This window comes from Flavobacterium chilense (assembly GCF_001602525.1).
Taxonomy (GTDB): Bacteria; Bacteroidota; Bacteroidia; order Flavobacteriales; family Flavobacteriaceae; genus Flavobacterium; species Flavobacterium chilense.
The window spans coordinates 65,557-81,962 of the sequence record NZ_LSYT01000015.1 but is presented as its reverse complement, the minus strand read 5'-3'; the positions used below and the strand labels follow the sequence as shown (position 1 = coordinate 81,962).

18 protein-coding genes and 1 other RNA gene are annotated in these 16,406 nt (G+C 34.0%); 14 read left to right on the top strand and 5 right to left on the bottom strand.

Going from position 1 to position 16,406, the window contains the following annotated elements; translation table 11 throughout:
• Both A4F88_RS24440 and A4F88_RS24435 read right to left on the bottom strand, forming a co-directional pair.
• Positions 1-1,826: VWA domain-containing protein (locus tag A4F88_RS24440; RefSeq protein WP_156062680.1), on the bottom strand; the 1,826-nt coding region annotated here is incomplete at its 3' end.
• Positions 1,827-1,863: 37 nt separating this feature from the next.
• Complete coding sequence (locus tag A4F88_RS24435; protein WP_068845714.1) at positions 1,864-2,415, bottom strand: hypothetical protein; 552 nt, start codon at positions 2,413-2,415, stop codon at positions 1,864-1,866.
• Positions 2,416-2,912: 497 nt separating this feature from the next.
• On the opposite strand from A4F88_RS24435, the gene A4F88_RS24430 reads away from it, so the two are divergent.
• The 7 genes from A4F88_RS24430 to A4F88_RS24400 all read left to right on the top strand — a co-directional run bounded on the left by A4F88_RS24430 (position 2,913) and on the right by A4F88_RS24400 (position 9,348).
• Positions 2,913-3,398 (top strand): SixA phosphatase family protein, encoded by a 486-nt coding sequence (locus A4F88_RS24430; protein ID WP_068845713.1) that lies wholly within the window; start codon positions 2,913-2,915, stop codon positions 3,396-3,398.
• Between the two features lie 5 nt (positions 3,399-3,403).
• Positions 3,404-5,488, top strand: coding sequence for a polyphosphate kinase 1 (gene ppk1 / locus A4F88_RS24425; protein ID WP_068845711.1), 2,085 nt, complete (start codon positions 3,404-3,406; stop codon positions 5,486-5,488).
• Between the two features lie 28 nt (positions 5,489-5,516).
• Entirely contained in the window at positions 5,517-6,407 is an 891-nt protein-coding gene (locus A4F88_RS24420) for a Ppx/GppA phosphatase family protein (protein ID WP_068845709.1), read from the top strand.
• A 111-nt stretch (positions 6,408-6,518) separates the two neighbouring features.
• Complete coding sequence (locus tag A4F88_RS24415) at positions 6,519-7,100, top strand: TMEM175 family protein (RefSeq protein WP_068845708.1); 582 nt, start codon at positions 6,519-6,521, stop codon at positions 7,098-7,100.
• A gap of 11 nt (positions 7,101-7,111) precedes the next feature.
• Positions 7,112-7,672: a Crp/Fnr family transcriptional regulator gene (locus tag A4F88_RS24410; protein ID WP_068845706.1), complete on the top strand. Its 561-nt coding sequence runs from the start codon at positions 7,112-7,114 to the stop codon at positions 7,670-7,672.
• A gap of 59 nt (positions 7,673-7,731) precedes the next feature.
• Complete coding sequence (locus A4F88_RS24405; RefSeq protein ID WP_245179219.1) at positions 7,732-8,766, top strand: saccharopine dehydrogenase family protein; 1,035 nt, start codon at positions 7,732-7,734, stop codon at positions 8,764-8,766.
• A 3-nt stretch (positions 8,767-8,769) separates the two neighbouring features.
• A complete protein-coding gene (locus A4F88_RS24400) occupies positions 8,770-9,348 on the top strand; it encodes an NAD(P)H-dependent oxidoreductase (RefSeq protein ID WP_068845702.1) in 579 nt (192 codons plus the stop codon).
• A gap of 92 nt (positions 9,349-9,440) precedes the next feature.
• Here the strand turns inward: A4F88_RS24400 and A4F88_RS24395 are convergent, their stop codons facing one another.
• Positions 9,441-9,785 carry a DNA polymerase III gene (locus tag A4F88_RS24395; protein WP_245179218.1) on the bottom strand — a complete coding sequence of 115 codons (345 nt, stop codon included), beginning with the start codon at positions 9,783-9,785 and terminating at the stop codon, positions 9,441-9,443.
• A gap of 314 nt (positions 9,786-10,099) precedes the next feature.
• Complete coding sequence (gene dnaX / locus A4F88_RS24390) at positions 10,100-11,185, bottom strand: DNA polymerase III subunit gamma/tau (RefSeq protein ID WP_068845698.1); 1,086 nt, start codon at positions 11,183-11,185, stop codon at positions 10,100-10,102.
• A 285-nt stretch (positions 11,186-11,470) separates the two neighbouring features.
• On the opposite strand from dnaX, the gene A4F88_RS24385 reads away from it, so the two are divergent.
• The 5 genes from A4F88_RS24385 (at position 11,471) to A4F88_RS24365 (ending at position 14,021) form a co-directional block, all read left to right on the top strand.
• Positions 11,471-12,112 carry a DUF6000 family protein gene (locus A4F88_RS24385; RefSeq protein WP_068845696.1) on the top strand — a complete coding sequence of 214 codons (642 nt, stop codon included), beginning with the start codon at positions 11,471-11,473 and terminating at the stop codon, positions 12,110-12,112.
• Positions 12,113-12,125: 13 nt separating this feature from the next.
• Positions 12,126-12,599 (top strand): hypothetical protein, encoded by a 474-nt coding sequence (locus A4F88_RS24380; protein ID WP_068845695.1) that lies wholly within the window; start codon positions 12,126-12,128, stop codon positions 12,597-12,599.
• Between the two features lie 5 nt (positions 12,600-12,604).
• Entirely contained in the window at positions 12,605-13,054 is a 450-nt protein-coding gene (locus tag A4F88_RS24375; RefSeq protein ID WP_068845693.1) for a nuclear transport factor 2 family protein, read from the top strand.
• A 108-nt stretch (positions 13,055-13,162) separates the two neighbouring features.
• Complete coding sequence (locus tag A4F88_RS24370; protein WP_068845691.1) at positions 13,163-13,642, top strand: BON domain-containing protein; 480 nt, start codon at positions 13,163-13,165, stop codon at positions 13,640-13,642.
• Between the two features lie 7 nt (positions 13,643-13,649).
• A complete protein-coding gene (locus A4F88_RS24365) occupies positions 13,650-14,021 on the top strand; it encodes a LysM peptidoglycan-binding domain-containing protein (RefSeq protein WP_068845689.1) in 372 nt (123 codons plus the stop codon).
• A gap of 294 nt (positions 14,022-14,315) precedes the next feature.
• On the opposite strand, the gene A4F88_RS24360 is transcribed toward A4F88_RS24365, so the two are convergent.
• Complete coding sequence (locus tag A4F88_RS24360; RefSeq protein ID WP_068845687.1) at positions 14,316-14,609, bottom strand: SH3 domain-containing protein; 294 nt, start codon at positions 14,607-14,609, stop codon at positions 14,316-14,318.
• A 124-nt stretch (positions 14,610-14,733) separates the two neighbouring features.
• Here A4F88_RS24360 and rnpB point away from each other — a divergent pair.
• Both rnpB and A4F88_RS24350 read left to right on the top strand, forming a co-directional pair.
• Positions 14,734-15,051: RNase P RNA component class A (gene rnpB, locus A4F88_RS24355), an RNA gene on the top strand.
• A gap of 31 nt (positions 15,052-15,082) precedes the next feature.
• Complete coding sequence (locus tag A4F88_RS24350; protein WP_068845685.1) at positions 15,083-16,333, top strand: cation:dicarboxylate symporter family transporter; 1,251 nt, start codon at positions 15,083-15,085, stop codon at positions 16,331-16,333.
• Positions 16,334-16,406: the final 73 nt, after the last annotated feature.

Below are 16,406 nucleotides of genomic sequence, written 5' to 3'. Positions count from 1 at the left end.
GAGTTAGCGCAAGAACCTGCAGTAAAAGTTCCACTAGTTTTAGTGTAGGTTACCGTTCCTCCACAATTATCTGTAGCCACCGGCGCCTGATTTTGAGCAGTTGTTAATCCTGCTGTATCGCTACATTGCAAAGTCACGTTTAAAGCATTTGCTGTTGTAGTCCATGTTGGAGCAGTAGTATCATTAATTGTAATAGTTTGTACAGCAGTAATATTTCCACAACTTGTTGCTACTTTAAAAGTTCGGGTAACAATTGTTGGACAAGTACCGGAAGCAACATCAGAATAAGATATTGTATAAGTTCCAATTGCCCCACTGTTAGGTAATGTTCCGCCTGCTGTTGTTAATTGTGCTAAGGTTATATTAGTACTTGCTGTACTATACGGAAGTCCTGTAATTGCTGCTGTACCACATCCTGAAATACTTGCATTTGCAGGTGCAGTAAGAGCTGCTGCCGGGCTAATTGAAACAGTTGAATCTGCCGAAGTTAATTCACAATTCGTAACCCCATTTTTTACTGCCACTTTATAAACCCCACTAGCTGTCGCTACAAGCGTAGCAGAAGTTTGACCTGGTAATACAGCATTATCTTTATACCAAACATAAGTTGGCGAAGCGGCATTTGTGGTAGCTGTTAAAGTAGTAGATCCACATGCGGTTAGAACTCCTGTAACAACCGGTGCACACGGTACAAAATAACTCGGACTACTGATGGCTTTAGAATCGGCAGCACAGGATGAGTTTTGGTAATTCAGAGTAGAAGTGCTCACAATTTGATTTCCGCAGGCAGTTCCTGTTGGAGTCAATTGATAATTTAAAGTAATCGTTTCTGAATTCAAAAAATCAGCATTCCATGTGATCACTTGTCCGGACAATGAAGCTGTTCCTTTGGTGGCTGTAATTGCTCCTATCGTAAAACCGGGAATCACTGTTTCTTTTGTAATTAAATTTTGTGCTACCCATGAAATCTGAGTCGCAATCTGATTGTAAATCGAAGTCAGGTTCGCACCACTTTGTGTAATATAAGCAGCACTTCCCTGAATACCGTCTAAGGTATATTTAGCAATATTCTGATCGCTGTTGTTGGTATTTATATTTCCGCTGATACCTCCAAAAAGACCAACAGAAAAAACCTGATTGTTATACACAACACTTGATTTTGTAGTCGTTTTAGCATTTGTTGCAGCAGTGATAGCATCAGTAACGCACTGAGATGTTTTACTAACATTACAATTTGTATTTCCGCTTGTACCTGTTACGTTTGTTACACCATCTGTCAATAAAATAATAGCTCTGGCAGTACTGCAATCAAATCGGCCATTGGTTTCCAATTCAGTTTCAGATCTCACAATTCCTGCATAAATATTGGTCGAATTAGTAGCTTGCAGAGCATTAATCTGAGTTGTTATAGCAGCTACACCTGCAGCGTTCAAATAAGTAAGACCTATTTTTAAACTCGCAGTTGTACTGTAAGCTACAATTGCAATTCGGTTTTGAGGATTTGCTTTTGCCTGATTAAGAAAAGCTAAGGCAGCATCTTTGGCATAATCCATCGAAGTTTTAAAATCTCCCGGAATAGTGTTACCCATACTACCTGATATGTCGATTGCCAGAATTACATCTGAATTTCTGGTAATTGGATTTGCACCTGTAATATCTACTTTTACGTTTACAATACCACAATTAGTTGCATTTGCTGTAACCGTTTTGTTCGTAGTTATCGTTTGTGCGAAACCAATTAAAGATGACAGAAGAAATAATACAACAAAATATATTTTTTTTATATCTCGTAAAAAATTGCTTAAAGAGAGTAATAGTTTTTCCATTTTAAATCATTTTAAGGGAATACCTGATCTATTTTATTTAATCATTAACCGGATTAATGATGTAAGTATGTAAAACAGTATCAACAGCATAGCTGCTACAGTTTTTTGAAGTTGCAGTAATCTGATTACAAGACCATTTTTGGATTGAAGTACCGGCAGGTACAGTAATGTGAATGTAAAAGTTGACAGACTGACCGGCGCTTAAAGTTATTTCGCTAAGAGCATTTCTTTCAGAATCTATAAAATCAGCATTGATTATCACATTTCCTGCTGTTGAACTACCGTCAGTATTAGCACAGGAAGCATTAATATTCTTATTGCTTAAAACAAAAGTGTCTGCAGAAGAGCTGTTATTAGTCAGTACCATCGAGTAGTAAGTTCCGTCAAGAGGAGTACTTCTAACGTTTCCATTATTTTCAACAATCAATGTAGCATTGCACGAACCGGATTGTGCGAATGAAATTGTGGTAATTAAAAAAAAGAGTAAGGCAAATAAATTTTTCTTAAAGATGTTGTTTTTGAAAGAAAAGATAAACTTACAATTGTTAACAAATTTCACCGCTTTTTCAAGAGTAGATTTAGTTCTCATAACTTAGGATTTTTGTTAGTGGTATTTCTTAAATTTTAACAGAATCAAAGTTATAGAGAGTGATTTGTTTTGATTTTTTTTGTCTACAACTAACCTAAAAACTCGTTGAAATGTATTTTTTTTGTTAAATAATGGTTTAAAAAGCAATTTTTTTTGTCATTTTTAGCTTGAAAAAAAGTAGTATTTTTTTGTTTTTTAGGTCAAAAACTTAATTTTAAAAATGCATTAAATGATTAATAATCAGATATTTAGTTAATTTTTTATAAATATGCACAATATCGATTAACGGTTTGTTTTGATGGATGAATTACACTTTTCGTAAAAAACAAGATTTTGATTTTTTTAATTTTAAAAGCTTTTAAAACTTTTTATTCTTGTTAAAATTTCGATTTAATGTTAACAGAAATAAAAAAAGAGAAAGGTTTAATATTTCTTTTGTAAATTAGAAGTTCAATAAAAATATTTAATCTCCTGAGAGATCTCTAAACCTTTCGCTTATGAAAAATTTAATTTTAATACGTCATGCAAAATCTAGTTGGGAAGCACCTTTAAAAGATTTTGACCGGCCTTTGATGAAAAAAGGAATTTTAGATGCTCATGATGTATCTGCAAATATTTCGAAATTCCTCCCTAAAACTTATATAATCTGGAGCAGTACAGCAGCGAGAGCACAGGAAACTGCTCTTATTTTTGCTCAAAACATTTCATATCCTATAGATAGTATTATTTTTAAGGATGAACTTTATACTTTTGATGATAAACAACTCGAAAAGGTTATTAAATCTTGTGATAATAGTTTCGAAAGCGTTATTCTTTTTGGACATAACGAGGCTATTACAAATTTTGTTAATAAATTTGGGGATGTTTTTATCGAAAATGTCCCGACCTCAGGATTTGTATCATTACAGTTTGATTCAGAAAGTTGGGATTCTATTCATAAAGGCAAAACCCATAAAACAATTTTCCCCAAAGATTTAAAATAAATAAAGTGTACGAACAGAAATATATCGATAGAGAAAAAAGTTGGTTAGCGTTTAATGCGAGAGTACTTCAGGAAGCTGCAGACAATACAGTTCCGCTTTTAGACAGGTTGCGTTTTGTTGGAATTTTTTCGAACAACTTAGATGAATTTTTTAGAGTTCGTTATGCTGCAATTAGAAGATTAAGTCTTTCCGGAATTTCCGGAGAAAAATACCTGGGTGGAGTTTCTGCCCACCAATTAATTAAAGATATTACCGAAATCGTAATTCAGCAGCAGTCTGAAAGTTTACGTATTTTGGGTAATATCGAAAGCGAACTCGAAGCAGAAAATATCTTTATCATAAACGAAGATCAGGTAACTCCAAAACAGGAATGCTTCTTGAAGGACTTTTTTATGCAAAAATTAAGTCCGGAACTGGTTACTATTATTTTGAATGATTTAGCCGAATTTCCAATTCTTAAAGATACGTTGGGATATTTGGCTGTTCGTCTTGAGATGAATACAAACGACGAAGTTCGTTACGCAGTGATCGAAATTCCTAAAACCATTAATAGATTCGTTGTTCTCCCTTCTGAAGATGAGAAACAATATGTCATTTTAATTGATGATGTTATTCGACTAAAACTGAAAAACATCTTTAATATCTTCGATTATAAAAGTGTTTCGGCACATATGATCAAAATTACACGAGATGCGCAGTTAGATATCGACAGTGATTTGAGTAAAAGTATGCTCGAAAAAATCGCCTCTTCTGTAAAAGACCGTCGTATTGGAGAACCGGTACGTTTTATTTATGATAATTTAATCGAAGAAGATACACTACAATTTTTCCTTGATAAAATGAAAATTGTAGAAACAGATAGTATAATTCCGGGAGGAAGATATCATAATCGACGCGATTATATGGATTTTCCAAATTTAGGACGTTATGATTTGCTTTATAAACCAAATGAACCTTTGCCAGTTCCCGGTTTAAGTCTTGACGGAAGTATATTAGAAAAAATAAGCAGGAAAGATTATTTACTTCATGCACCTTACCAGTCATTCTCTTATTTGACAAAGTTTCTGCGTGAAGCTGCCTTAGATCCCAAAGTTACCAGTATAAAAATTACATTATACCGATTAGCTAAGAATTCTCAAATCATTAGTTCATTGATTAATGCTGCTAAAAATGGTAAAAAAGTAACCGTTCAGATAGAGCTTCAGGCACGTTTTGATGAAGCTTCGAATATTTCGTATGCCGAGCAAATGCAGACAGAAGGAATCGAGCTTATCTTTGGAATTAAAGGATTAAAAGTACACAGTAAAATATGTGTGATTGAAAGAACCGAAGAAGGAAAAAATCGCCGCTACGGATTTATTTCAACAGGAAACTTTAATGAATCAACAGCAAAAATTTATACAGATGTAACCCTTTTTACCTGTCATCAGGGAATTTTAAAAGACATCTCAAAAATATTCGAGTTTTTTGATATCAATTACAGAGTACACAGATACAAGCATTTGATTGTATCACCACATTATACCCGAACTAAATTTATTAAATTAATAGATCGTGAAATCCTGCATGCATTAGCTGGTAGAAAAACACATATTAAGTTAAAAATGAATAGTTTGTCTGACTTTAAAATGATCGATAAACTATACGAAGCCAGTAATGCAGGAGTAAAAATTCAGCTTCAGGTAAGAGGAATTTGTTCGTTAATACCAGGAATTCCCGGAATGAGCGAAAACATCGAAGCTATTAGTATCGTAGATAATTATCTGGAACATTCCAGAGTGTATATTTTTGGAAACGCCGGTTTAACCGAAGTTTATATTTCTTCTGCCGATTTTATGACCAGAAACCTGGACGGAAGAGTTGAGGTTACCTGTCCAATTTACGATCTCGAGATAAAGAAAGAATTAATAGATAATTTCAATATAGCCTGGAAAGGGAATGTTAAGGTGAGATATCATTCCTATAAATTAGATAACAAATATAAGCCACGAAACCATCATGCTCCGTTTAGAGCCCAGTTCGAAACCTATAAATATTATCAAAATAAAGTTTTGGCAGTAGAAGAAATTCCACAGAAAATAAATTCATAAAAAATAAAATTCCAAATCATAAGTGAGCATGATTACTATAAGAAAATTTGCAGCAATAGATATTGGCTCAAACGCCATGAGGCTTCTGATATCGAATGTTGTAGAACAGGATGGTAAAGAACCACAATTTAATAAAAGTTCACTTGTTCGTGTACCAATTCGTTTAGGGCAGGATGCCTTTACTGTTGGAGAAATTTCAGAAGAAAACATAGATCGAATGGTAGATGCAATGAAAGCATTTCACCTTTTGATGAAAGTACATAAAGTAGAGCGTTATATGGCTTTTGCGACTTCGGCAATGCGTGAAGCTTATAATGCAAAAGAAGTTGTAGCATTAATTAAGAAAAAAGCCGATATAAAAATCGAAATCATAGACGGTAAAAAAGAAGCTGCAATTATAGCATCAACAGATTTACATCATCTGTTAAAAACAGATGAAACCTATCTTTTTGTAGATGTGGGCGGTGGAAGTACTGAATTTACTTTGTTCTCTGACGGAAAAATGATCAATTCAAGATCTTTTAAAGCAGGAACTGTTCGTTTGCTAAACAATATGGTTCATGATGTAGTTTGGGATGAAATCGAAAAATGGATCAGAACAAACACGGCAGGTTATGAAGAAGTAACCCTTATTGGTTCTGGCGGAAACATCAATAAATTGTTTAAAATGTCCGGAAAACAACAGGAAAAACCGTTATCGTATATTTATATCAATTCGCAATATGCTTTCCTGAACTCATTGACGTACGAACAAAGAATCGCCGAATTAGGATTAAACTCAGATCGTGCCGACGTAATTATTCATGCCACAAGAATTTATCTGAATGCCATGAAATGGAGTGGAGCACGCCAGATTTACGTCCCTAAAATTGGACTTTCTGACGGAATCGTAAAAGCAATGTATTACGGTAAAATTTAATTTTTTTTGCCACGAATTTCGTTAATTTTTGTGGGCTATATTCTTATCATTAAGAATAAAAAAATAGTGTAAATTAGTGAAATTCGCGGTGAACTTTATATAAACAAGTAGATGAATAAAACTAGACTCGAAGCCTTTAGTGATGGCGTTTTGGCAATTATCATAACCATTATGATTCTGGAAATTAAAGTGCCGGAAGGACACGAATTTGCCGATCTAAAACCGCTTATTCCGAAGTTTCTGAGTTATGTCCTGAGTTTTATTTATGTTGGAATTTACTGGAACAATCACCATTATTTAATTCACAGTTTAACCAAAATCAACGGAAAAATTCTTTGGGCAAACCTGCATTTGCTGTTTTGGCTTTCCCTGATTCCTGTTGCAACGGGCTGGATGGGAGAACATAATTTTGCCAAAGCATCGATGACATTGTACGGAGTTGTATTGCTTTTGTCTTCTGTAGCTTACTTTATTCTGCAAAGAATTATCATTGTCAGCGAAGGGAAAAATTCAATTATAGCCAAAGCAATAGGAAAAGATGTTAAAGGAAATGCATCTTCAGTTTTATACATTATAGGAATAGTTTTTTCATTTTACAGCGAATGGATCTCAGGTGCTGCATATTTTATTGTAGCCATGTTATGGCTTATCCCTGATAAAAGAATCGAAAGAGTTTTTGCTTCAAAAGAATAATTTTGTTTAAAATGAAATCCGTTTTTCAGTCCATTCAGGTAATACCTCAGAATGAATTAGATCAGTTAGATGATCTCATTACAATGCGAAAGCTTAAAAAAGGAGAGCTTTTATTGATAGAAAACGAAGTTTGTAACGAAATCTATTTTATAAAAAGCGGTATTTTAAGATCTTATTTTTTCAATCATCAGGGAGACGAAATCACCAATTGTTTCGCTTTTGAAAATGAATTGATGGCTTCGTTTTCAAGTTTTATAACACAAAATGTAGCCGAAGAAAATATTCAGGCTCTGGCGGAAACAGAATTACAGGTTATCAGCCGTGAAAGTTTGGAGAAGCTTTACGAACAAGGCTTACATTGGCAGGAAATTGGTCGTAAATTAACCGAAATGGAATATGTTATACTTCAAAAACGTATGATTTCTTTTCAAAAATTATCGGGAACTCAACGTTATGAAGAGCTTTATAAAAATCATAAAAAATACCTTCAGTTAATTCCGCTACAATACCTTGCTTCTTATTTGGGGGTAACTCCAAGACATTTAAGCCGAATCAGAAAAGCAATTTTATAGGACATTTGTCCGGTAATCGAAGGATATTGCATCATTATTTTTGCTGAAAATAATATATAATGATGAGAAAAAATATTTTAGTAATCGGTGGAACCGGGTTAGTGGGTAAAGTTATATTGCGTATTCTTCAGGGAAGAAATCCAGATTATAATCTTTTTGTGGGAAGCCGTCAGTTAGGGAAAAAACAGAACGATTTGATGATTGATGTTGACAACCCGAAAACTTTTGACTGTATCACGCACAATAAAATTGACTTAATTGTATTATGTACAAAAGACAGTAATAATGAGATTTTACAGTTTGCGATAAAAAACAAACTTGATTATATTGATATTACAAAGCCAACCCCTGATTTGACTGTTGCGTATGATTTAGCGAAGCGAAAGATGCTAAAAACAGATAGCAGAATTGTTTTTGGCTCCGGTTGGATGGGCGGTATTGTAGGAAGTCTGGTTAGTTTTGCTGAGCCGGACAAGAATAAAATCCAGGAAGCAAATATTTACATTTATTATTCTATAAAAGATCTGGCAGGGAAAAGTTCAGCTAATTTTTTAGCAGAAAATGTCTGTAAACCATTTATTGTCTATAAAAATAACAAACCACAAAAAGTCAAACATTTTCTGGATTCTGAAAAATTTAATTTTTCATTCGGAATAGGAAAACGTCAGGTTTATAATCTCGATGTTCCGGATTTGTTCATTTTGAATCAAATAGAGAAAATACCAACTGTTTCAGTTAAAATGACCTATAATTCTAAATTTGTAACCAGTTTAATGGGGCTTTTTCAATCGCTTAAGATTTTTAATATCATGTTTTTAAGAGAAAGACAGTTGCTGTTTGGTTCTAGTGGAAACGGTGATCAGACCATTTTTGAGGTTATGGTTAAAACAAGCGATAAAATAAAACGGGTTAGTTTGCAAAGTGTTAAAGGTCAGGCTGAGTTAACTGCATTTTCGACGGTTTTGCATATTGAAAAAATGTTGAGTGAAACTTTGTCGGATGGAATTTATTTTGGACATCAAATGCATTCATCGCAAGAGATTTTTGATGCATTAAAGAGCTATAATACGATCAATCTTAAAATAAGCGAATAAAATATGAAAAAGATACTAATTATAAACGGACATCCAAATCCGGAAAGTTTTAATTTTGGACTGGCCGAATCTTATTTAAAAGGTGCTATTGCTTCCGGAGCTCAGGTAGAAACTATAACAATTGCGGACTTAAAGTTTAGTCCAAACCTGCAATTTGGTTATCAAAAGCGAACCGAATTAGAACCTGATTTACTTGAATCCTGGGAAAAGATAAAAAGAGCAGATCATTTAGTTTGGATTCATCCGGTTTGGTGGGGTGGTTTACCTGCCATTACCAAAGGATTTATAGACAGGCTTTTTTTACCCGGAATGGCATTTCAGTATCGCGAAAATTCCGTTTGGTGGGATAAACTGCTAAAAGGAAAAACAGCACATATTATTACAACTTTAGATCAGCCAGGCTGGTATTATAGATTATCTTTTGGAAGACCAAGTGTTAATCAGTTAAAGAGATCTACTTTAGAATTTTGCGGTGTAAAACCAGTCAAAGTCAGTTATATTGGAGTTATAAAAAGTTCTAACGAAGAACAAAGAAAAAAATGGCTTGAAAAAGTCTATCATTACGGATTGCAAAACAAATAGTTTTATTGTCTGCCGGGAATTTCATGAATTTACGCAAATTAGTCAGCAGTATTAATAAACAAAAAAGAAATTAGTTTCCGCACGCTAAAAAATTAATCATTTATATCTAATCCAAATGTAGAACGTAAAAGTTCAATGTTTGGATTGATTTCTAAAAAGCGATTATAGCGATCCTGATCGTTGTAAGCTCTTTTCGTTTGTGCCTCTTCGTTTACAATTACGTCAATTGTAATATCGTGATTGTGTAAATGCCCCTTTAAATGCCCTAATAATCCGTTAATTTGACTTTCGAAATCTAATTTTGAACCTTCATTGGGCAATTCATAAGTAATTCTTGTTCCGTCTAATACGGGATCATTAATCAGTAATATCGATTCCATAATCCTAAGACCTTTTTGACCTAAACGTTCTGCATATTTGTTCCAATGCAGACGCATATCGGTTTCGTTAAACTCCTCGGTTGGTAAAACAGAAGAAGATGGCTTAACGTAAGATTTAGTACTCGCTTCCAGTTCTTTTTTCCTGCGGATACTGGCAAGAGAAAAAGCAGAAACTTTAGGTTCGTTACCAGCCTCAGTTTTTGGAGCTAACGGAGTTTCAGTCTTTGGTTCTGAAGGAATTTCGGTATTTTGTACCGTTTTAATTTCAGTTACCGGCTGGGTGCCTGCAGTTGAAGTTTCGGCAGTTTCAACTTTTGGAGTTTTAACTTCGACTATAGAATAACCGCCATTTTTATAATAAACAGGGGGGATTATGAATTGCTCAGCTTTTTTTTTTCTCCATCAAAATTGATAGAGGCCAATTGCATTAAACATAATTCAACCAAAAGGCGTTGGTTCTGACTTAGCTTGTACTTTAAATCACAGTCGTTGGCAATATCAATACCTTTTAATAGAAAGTCCTGAGAACATTTTTGAGCCTGTACATTATACATTTGCTGTGCTTGTTCACCCACTTCGAGTAAAGCAATAGTAGCAGGAGTTTTACTTACGAGTAAATCTCTAAAATGTGAAGCCAGTCCGGCAATAAAATGATGTCCGTCAAAACCTTTTGCCAGAATATCATTGTATGCCAGTAAAAGATCCGGGATTTTATTTTCTAAAAGTAAATCAGTAATGCTAATGTAAGTTTCGTAATCTAAAACGTTTAGGTTTTCGGTTACAGCCTGACGTGTTAAGTTAGTTCCGCAATACGAAACCACACGGTCAAAAATAGATAAAGCGTCACGCATGGCACCATCAGCTTTTTGAGCGATAATGTGCAAAGCATCGTCTTCAAAATTGATTCCCTGACTTGTTGCAACTTCTGCTAAATGTTCTTTAGCATCTTTTACGGTAATCCTTTTGAAATCAAATATCTGACAACGGGATAAAATCGTTGGAATAATCTTGTGTTTCTCTGTAGTTGCTAAAATAAAAATAGCATGTTTTGGCGGTTCTTCTAATGTTTTAAGGAAAGCATTAAAAGCTGCCGAAGACAACATGTGGACCTCGTCGATAATATAAACTTTATATTGTCCGGTTTGTGGCGGGATTCGAACCTGATCAATCAGATTACGAATGTCATCAACAGAGTTGTTAGAAGCCGCATCTAACTCAAAAACGTTAAAAGCAAAATCCTCATTTGGATCATCATATCCGGGCTGATTTATTTTACGCGCCAAAATACGCGCACAAGTTGTTTTTCCAACTCCACGTGGTCCGGTGAATAAAAGGGCAGAAGCAAGGTGATTGCTGTCAATGGCATTTAGTAAAGTGTTGGTAATGGCTTTTTGTCCCACAACATCCTTAAACGTCTGTGGGCGATACTTACGGGCCGATACTACAAATTGTTCCATATTCTTTTTATTCGATAGCAAATATAGGCTGAAAATTACCAAATCACAAATCTGAAATTCATAAATCTTGGAGAAGATTTTGAGTGGTTTGAATATGAGAAAGTAACAGAATGCTTTGTTTCAAAAAACTTTTTCAATTCAGTTATTTTGTATTTAAATATTTGTTAATGATAAAATTGATAATGCTCTTTTTGTGATAAAAAATATCCTATTTTTAATCCGAAATAATTCTGTTTTACTTTTTGACAAGACGTTTTCCTAAAGTGAATTAAAGATATTTTTAGTATGGATGAAAAAGAATTAGCGGCAGTAAAATTACACATTGCAGGTGCAACAGTGCGACATAATTCTCCTTTTGGAGAGCTACAATCATTTAAAAATGATTTCGAATTATCGCAAGATTTTATTAATAAATGGGTTGTGCCGTTTTATATGAATATTAATGATGTTAGTGATGAATGGACAAATAAATTGGTTTCTGTTAAGGGTGAAATTTCAACGCATATTATTCAAAATAATCTGGGTGATTTTAATTGGCGAACAAGACAAACCGGAGCTTTTTTTTCAGCGATTACAAATCAGGTACAATTTATAGATATCATAGGAACTCATTTATTAAAGAGTGAAGTCTGTTATGCAGGAAGCGTTTATAGTAAAGTCTTAGCTTATTTTAATTCAGAAAAATGTGTTGAATATTTGAATTTATATCTGGATTATTATCTCTTGAAACCTGATTTGTGGTTTGATCAAACTGCTGTGATGGAGGCGATTCTATATCTCGATAAAATAAATTCGACAAATTATTTTGAAAGACATTCTGATAATTGGTTAAAATTTATAAAGAATAAGCCATATTGGAATAAGGAAATTTCAACAGTTAATTTAGAAGAGCAATTAAAGGTAATAGAAAGAGTAAGCCAATTTTAATTAATTTAAAGAGATGCAGCAATTCAACTTTATAAACAACACTTTAAATCTAAAAGTTAAAAAATCGCCGTTGATAATCAGAATTATAATATTCTTTTTTGCTTTTGCCTTTTTTATTTTTCCTTTAATCGGGGTTATTTTAAGTATAGCAAACAGAAGCGGTTTAAATATTGGATATTTTATTGCTGTTGGAATATTCTCGCTTTTGGGATTTTATCTTCTCAGAGTTGCTTTATGGAATACTTATGGAGAAGAAACCATAAATATTTTAGAAAATAAAGTCATTTATGAAGCAAATTATGGCTGGTTTAAAGATGCTAAAAAGGAAATGATATTTTCTGATCTGGAATATTCTTTTAAATCAGTTGGTTATGAGGAAGATAATGAAGCTGTTCTGGTTCTTTCTTCTAAAGAAGATCAGGTCGAATCAGTTGTTAAAATGTCAATACCCCAGTTAGAAGAGTTAATTTTTATTTTAAAACCCTAATTTCCATGAAAAAATACCTATTAGTGATCGCAATTGTATTTTGTTCTTTTCAGTCTCAGGCGCAAACTGCTCAGGATACGCTTGATATTAAACGTGTTGCTTTGGCTTACATTGAGGCGCAGCATAATCCAAATCCTAAATTAATGGAAAGCGCTTTGCATCCCAGATTGGTCAAAAGATCTGTGTTTAGAAATAAAACTGCCCAAAAGGATTTCATCTCAGAATATTTTGCAGAGAACATGGTTATTCTTGCAGAGACTTATAATATAAAAGGCGATAAATTTCCAAAAAATCCAAGAAAAGAGGTTAAGCTGCTTGATGTTTCAGCGAGAACAGCTTCGGTTAAATTATTAGCAGATGCCTGGATAGATTATATGCATATTGTAAAAACCAATGGAGAATGGAAAATTATAAACGTTCTGTGGCAATACAATGATGTAACGCAGCACCAATAGAAAATAATTCCAGAAGTGGGAAAAATATAAATTTATTAACGTAATTGTGTAAAATATTGATATTTAATTGGTTAACTTTAAGTTTTTAATTAACTAAAAAATATCATTATGAAGATTAAATCTATTTTATTAGCAATGAGTTTTGTCTTTTTGTTAGTCTCTTGTGGTCCTAAAGACGCGGATATTCAAAAAGAAGTTAACGCAAAAATTAATGCTCTTCCAGGAGTAGAAGTGACTGTAGTAAAAGGTGTTGCTACTATTTCCGGAATTTGTAAAGATGAAGCATTAAAACAAAATGCAGAGAGTATTGTTAAAGGTGTTAAGGGAGTTAAAACAGTGGTGAATAACTGTGAGATTCCGGCTCCGGAACCTGAGATTGCAACTGCTCCCGTTGAAATTAATGCGGATAGCGTTTTGACTACTTCGGTAAATGAAGTGGTGAAAACATATAATGGTGTGACTGCTACTGTAAAAGATGGTGTGGTAACCCTTACGGGAAATATCAAAAAAGACCAATTGCCTAATTTGATAAAAAGCGTACAGGAATTAAAGCCTAAAAAAGTTGAAAATAAATTAACCGTTAAATAAGTGTGCTATGAGTTTGCAAGATAAATACAAAGAGTTAACTGATTTAGCTACTAATTTAGGCATAGCTAATTTACAGGTAAGAGAACAGGATAATGTGTTGTATATAGATGGTACAGCCAAATCTGCTGATGACAAAGAAAAGCTTTGGAACGCTTACGGAAAAATAGATCCTGAATTCAGATCTGCAGATGTGGTGATGAATATTGCTGTTACCGAAGGAGCAACAACAGATTATACGATTCAGAGTGGTGATTCATTATCGAAAATTGGTAAAGCACATGGTGTTTCGTGGGAATCGATTTTTGAAGCCAATAGAGATATTATTAAAAATCCTGACCTGATTCAGCCAGGCTGGAAAATCAAGATACCAACAGCATAATTTCATTATGATCTGTTTTAAAAAAGTCTGTCATTTATGATGGACTTTTTTTGTGAACTTTAATTGTCAGGCTGAGCGAAGTCGAAGCCTACGCTTCAATTGGCAAGTTTTTCGACTTCGCTCAGGGTGACATAAAATGAGATTTTTTTTTGCAAATCTGTAAAATCTGCGTGGCATAAAAAACAATTTTTCTATTGAAAATTATTGCTTTAGCCCTGATAGAAGCGGCATCCTTTTTCTTGCTTCTTTAGCAAGGAAAAGATACAGCGGATAGCAGGAATTGGCTCCTGAAAATTATCTTCCTTTAATACTTAAATCAGATAAAAACTTAGCCGTTTCCTGATCAGAATCGGCAGAAAAACCGGCTACATAAACTCCTTTTTTGCCAGATGTTGATTTAATTCCGTATACAACTGCCTCATCGCCCGGGTCAGAATTACCCTCGTATCGATACACATGAACAATTTCAAATTTTTCAGGATTCTTTTTAATCATGTCTGAGTTTAAGTTAAAATCAAACGTAAATCCTTTTTCATTCAATTGATCTAAAGCTTTTGAAACAGTTGCGTAGTGATACATTCTAATCATGATAATTGAATTTTAAAATTATGGATTTTAAAGATAACTATTTTAAAATTAAAATGTTACCATAATAAGTCAAAAAACTAAAATTTTAAATTATTATAGTTAGTAGATAAATCGCTACTTTTGCGCCGCAGACCGCCTTATCGTCGTCTCAATTTATTGGGAGGGAGGAAAGTCCGGACACCATAGAGAAGCATAGCGGGTAACACCCGTCGGGGTTAGCAATAACTTCAGGACAAGTGCAACAGAAAGTATGTACAGGTAATGCTGTAGTGAAACCAGGTAAACTCTATGCGGTGAAATACCAAGTATATCAGCATTTAAGGGCTTCTCGTCCGTTGTTGAAGGGTAGGTAGCTTGAGTTCCGAAGTAATTCGGAATCTAGATAAATGATAAGGCTCTGATTTATCAGAGACAGAATCCGGCTTACAGGTCTGCATTTTTTATATATTTGTGAAACTCTCTAATCTATTTTCATGAATATAACCACTCCAAAAACAACCTCTAAACCTAAAAAAGGTGTTTTTTATACTATCGTAACCAATCTTACTTTTTGGGTCCTGATCGCTATTATTGCAGGGATTTTACTCGGACATTTCTCGCCCCAAAATGGTATAAAAATGGAAATATTGGGGGCTAAATTTATTGCACTTATCAAGCTTTTTATTGGACCGATTATTTTTTTGACGATTGTTTTGGGAATTTCCGGAATGGGAAATCTGAAAAAAGTAGGACGAATTGGTATTAAAGCACTGGGCTATTTTGAAGTGGTTTCGACGGTTGCTCTGGCTATTGGAGTTACTATAGCATATTTTTTTAAACCCGGAAAAATTGATAAATCAGGATTGACTTTGGGAGATGCCAGTCAATATACAAACCATGCTGCCGAAAATTTCTCCTGGCTGCAGTTTTTCTTTTCGAACTTTACTTTACAGGTTTTACTTGCAGCTATTATTTGTGGTATTGCATTGAATTTTTATAAAAAAAGAGAACAGACTATTTTAGTCTTGGAACGCTTTTCGAAAGTCGTTTTTTCGGGATTAAAATACGTCATGTATCTTGCTCCAATCGGAGCTTTTGGAGGAATGGCTTTTACCATTGGAAAATTTGGTTTGCAAACGCTTATTCCGCTTGGTAAATTAATGTTGTGTGTTTATCTGACAATGGCATTGTTTGTTTTTTTAGTTTTAGGCAGTATTTTGAGATACTACAAAATCAGTATTCTTTCGATTCTGAAATACATTAAAGAAGAACTATTGCTGGTTTTGGGAACTTCATCTTCTGAAGCCGCTTTACCAAGTATTATGGTAAAACTGGAACAAATGGGATGCAGTAAATCAGTTGTGGGATTGGTAATCCCGACTGGTTATTCTTTTAATCTGGACGGGACTTCGATTTACTTGTCCATGTCGGTTATATTTCTGGCGCAATTGTATGATGTGCATTTGAGTTTTTTTGAAATTTTAAGTGTCATCGGGATTTTGATGGTTACTTCAAAAGGCGCAGCAGGTGTTACCGGAAGCGGATTTATTGTTTTGGCTTCGACTTTAACGGCATTACATAAAATTCCGGTCGAAGGTTTGGCTTTTTTACTGGGAGTTGATAAATTTATGAGTGAAGCCCGTGCTATAACCAATTTGATTGGAAATACTGTAGCAACAATTATAATTTCGAAAAGCGAACGTGATTTTACAGAGTTGAATCTGGATCCTGTTTTGGAAGAATAATTTGCTTTGCTTTATAGTGAGTGGCAAACGATAGGATTATATTGCTTTTAATTTGTGCTAATTTTTGGCGAAC

Coding starts and splice junctions, on each gene's coding strand:
- A4F88_RS24435 (WP_068845714.1), bottom strand. CDS start 2,415: ATGAGAACTAAATCTACTCTTGAAAAAGCGGTGAAATTTGTTAACAAT.
- A4F88_RS24430 (WP_068845713.1), top strand. CDS start 2,913: ATGAAAAATTTAATTTTAATACGTCATGCAAAATCTAGTTGGGAAGCA.
- A4F88_RS24420 (WP_068845709.1), top strand. CDS start 5,517: ATGATTACTATAAGAAAATTTGCAGCAATAGATATTGGCTCAAACGCC.
- A4F88_RS24415 (WP_068845708.1), top strand. CDS start 6,519: ATGAATAAAACTAGACTCGAAGCCTTTAGTGATGGCGTTTTGGCAATT.
- A4F88_RS24410 (WP_068845706.1), top strand. CDS start 7,112: ATGAAATCCGTTTTTCAGTCCATTCAGGTAATACCTCAGAATGAATTA.
- A4F88_RS24405 (WP_245179219.1), top strand. CDS start 7,732: ATGATGAGAAAAAATATTTTAGTAATCGGTGGAACCGGGTTAGTGGGT.
- A4F88_RS24400 (WP_068845702.1), top strand. CDS start 8,770: ATGAAAAAGATACTAATTATAAACGGACATCCAAATCCGGAAAGTTTT.
- A4F88_RS24395 (WP_245179218.1), bottom strand. CDS start 9,785: ATGCGTCTGCATTGGAACAAATATGCAGAACGTTTAGGTCAAAAAGGT.
- dnaX (WP_068845698.1), bottom strand. CDS start 11,185: ATGGAACAATTTGTAGTATCGGCCCGTAAGTATCGCCCACAGACGTTT.
- A4F88_RS24385 (WP_068845696.1), top strand. CDS start 11,471: ATGGATGAAAAAGAATTAGCGGCAGTAAAATTACACATTGCAGGTGCA.
- A4F88_RS24380 (WP_068845695.1), top strand. CDS start 12,126: ATGCAGCAATTCAACTTTATAAACAACACTTTAAATCTAAAAGTTAAA.
- A4F88_RS24375 (WP_068845693.1), top strand. CDS start 12,605: ATGAAAAAATACCTATTAGTGATCGCAATTGTATTTTGTTCTTTTCAG.
- A4F88_RS24370 (WP_068845691.1), top strand. CDS start 13,163: ATGAAGATTAAATCTATTTTATTAGCAATGAGTTTTGTCTTTTTGTTA.
- A4F88_RS24365 (WP_068845689.1), top strand. CDS start 13,650: ATGAGTTTGCAAGATAAATACAAAGAGTTAACTGATTTAGCTACTAAT.
- A4F88_RS24360 (WP_068845687.1), bottom strand. CDS start 14,609: ATGATTAGAATGTATCACTACGCAACTGTTTCAAAAGCTTTAGATCAA.
- A4F88_RS24350 (WP_068845685.1), top strand. CDS start 15,083: ATGAATATAACCACTCCAAAAACAACCTCTAAACCTAAAAAAGGTGTT.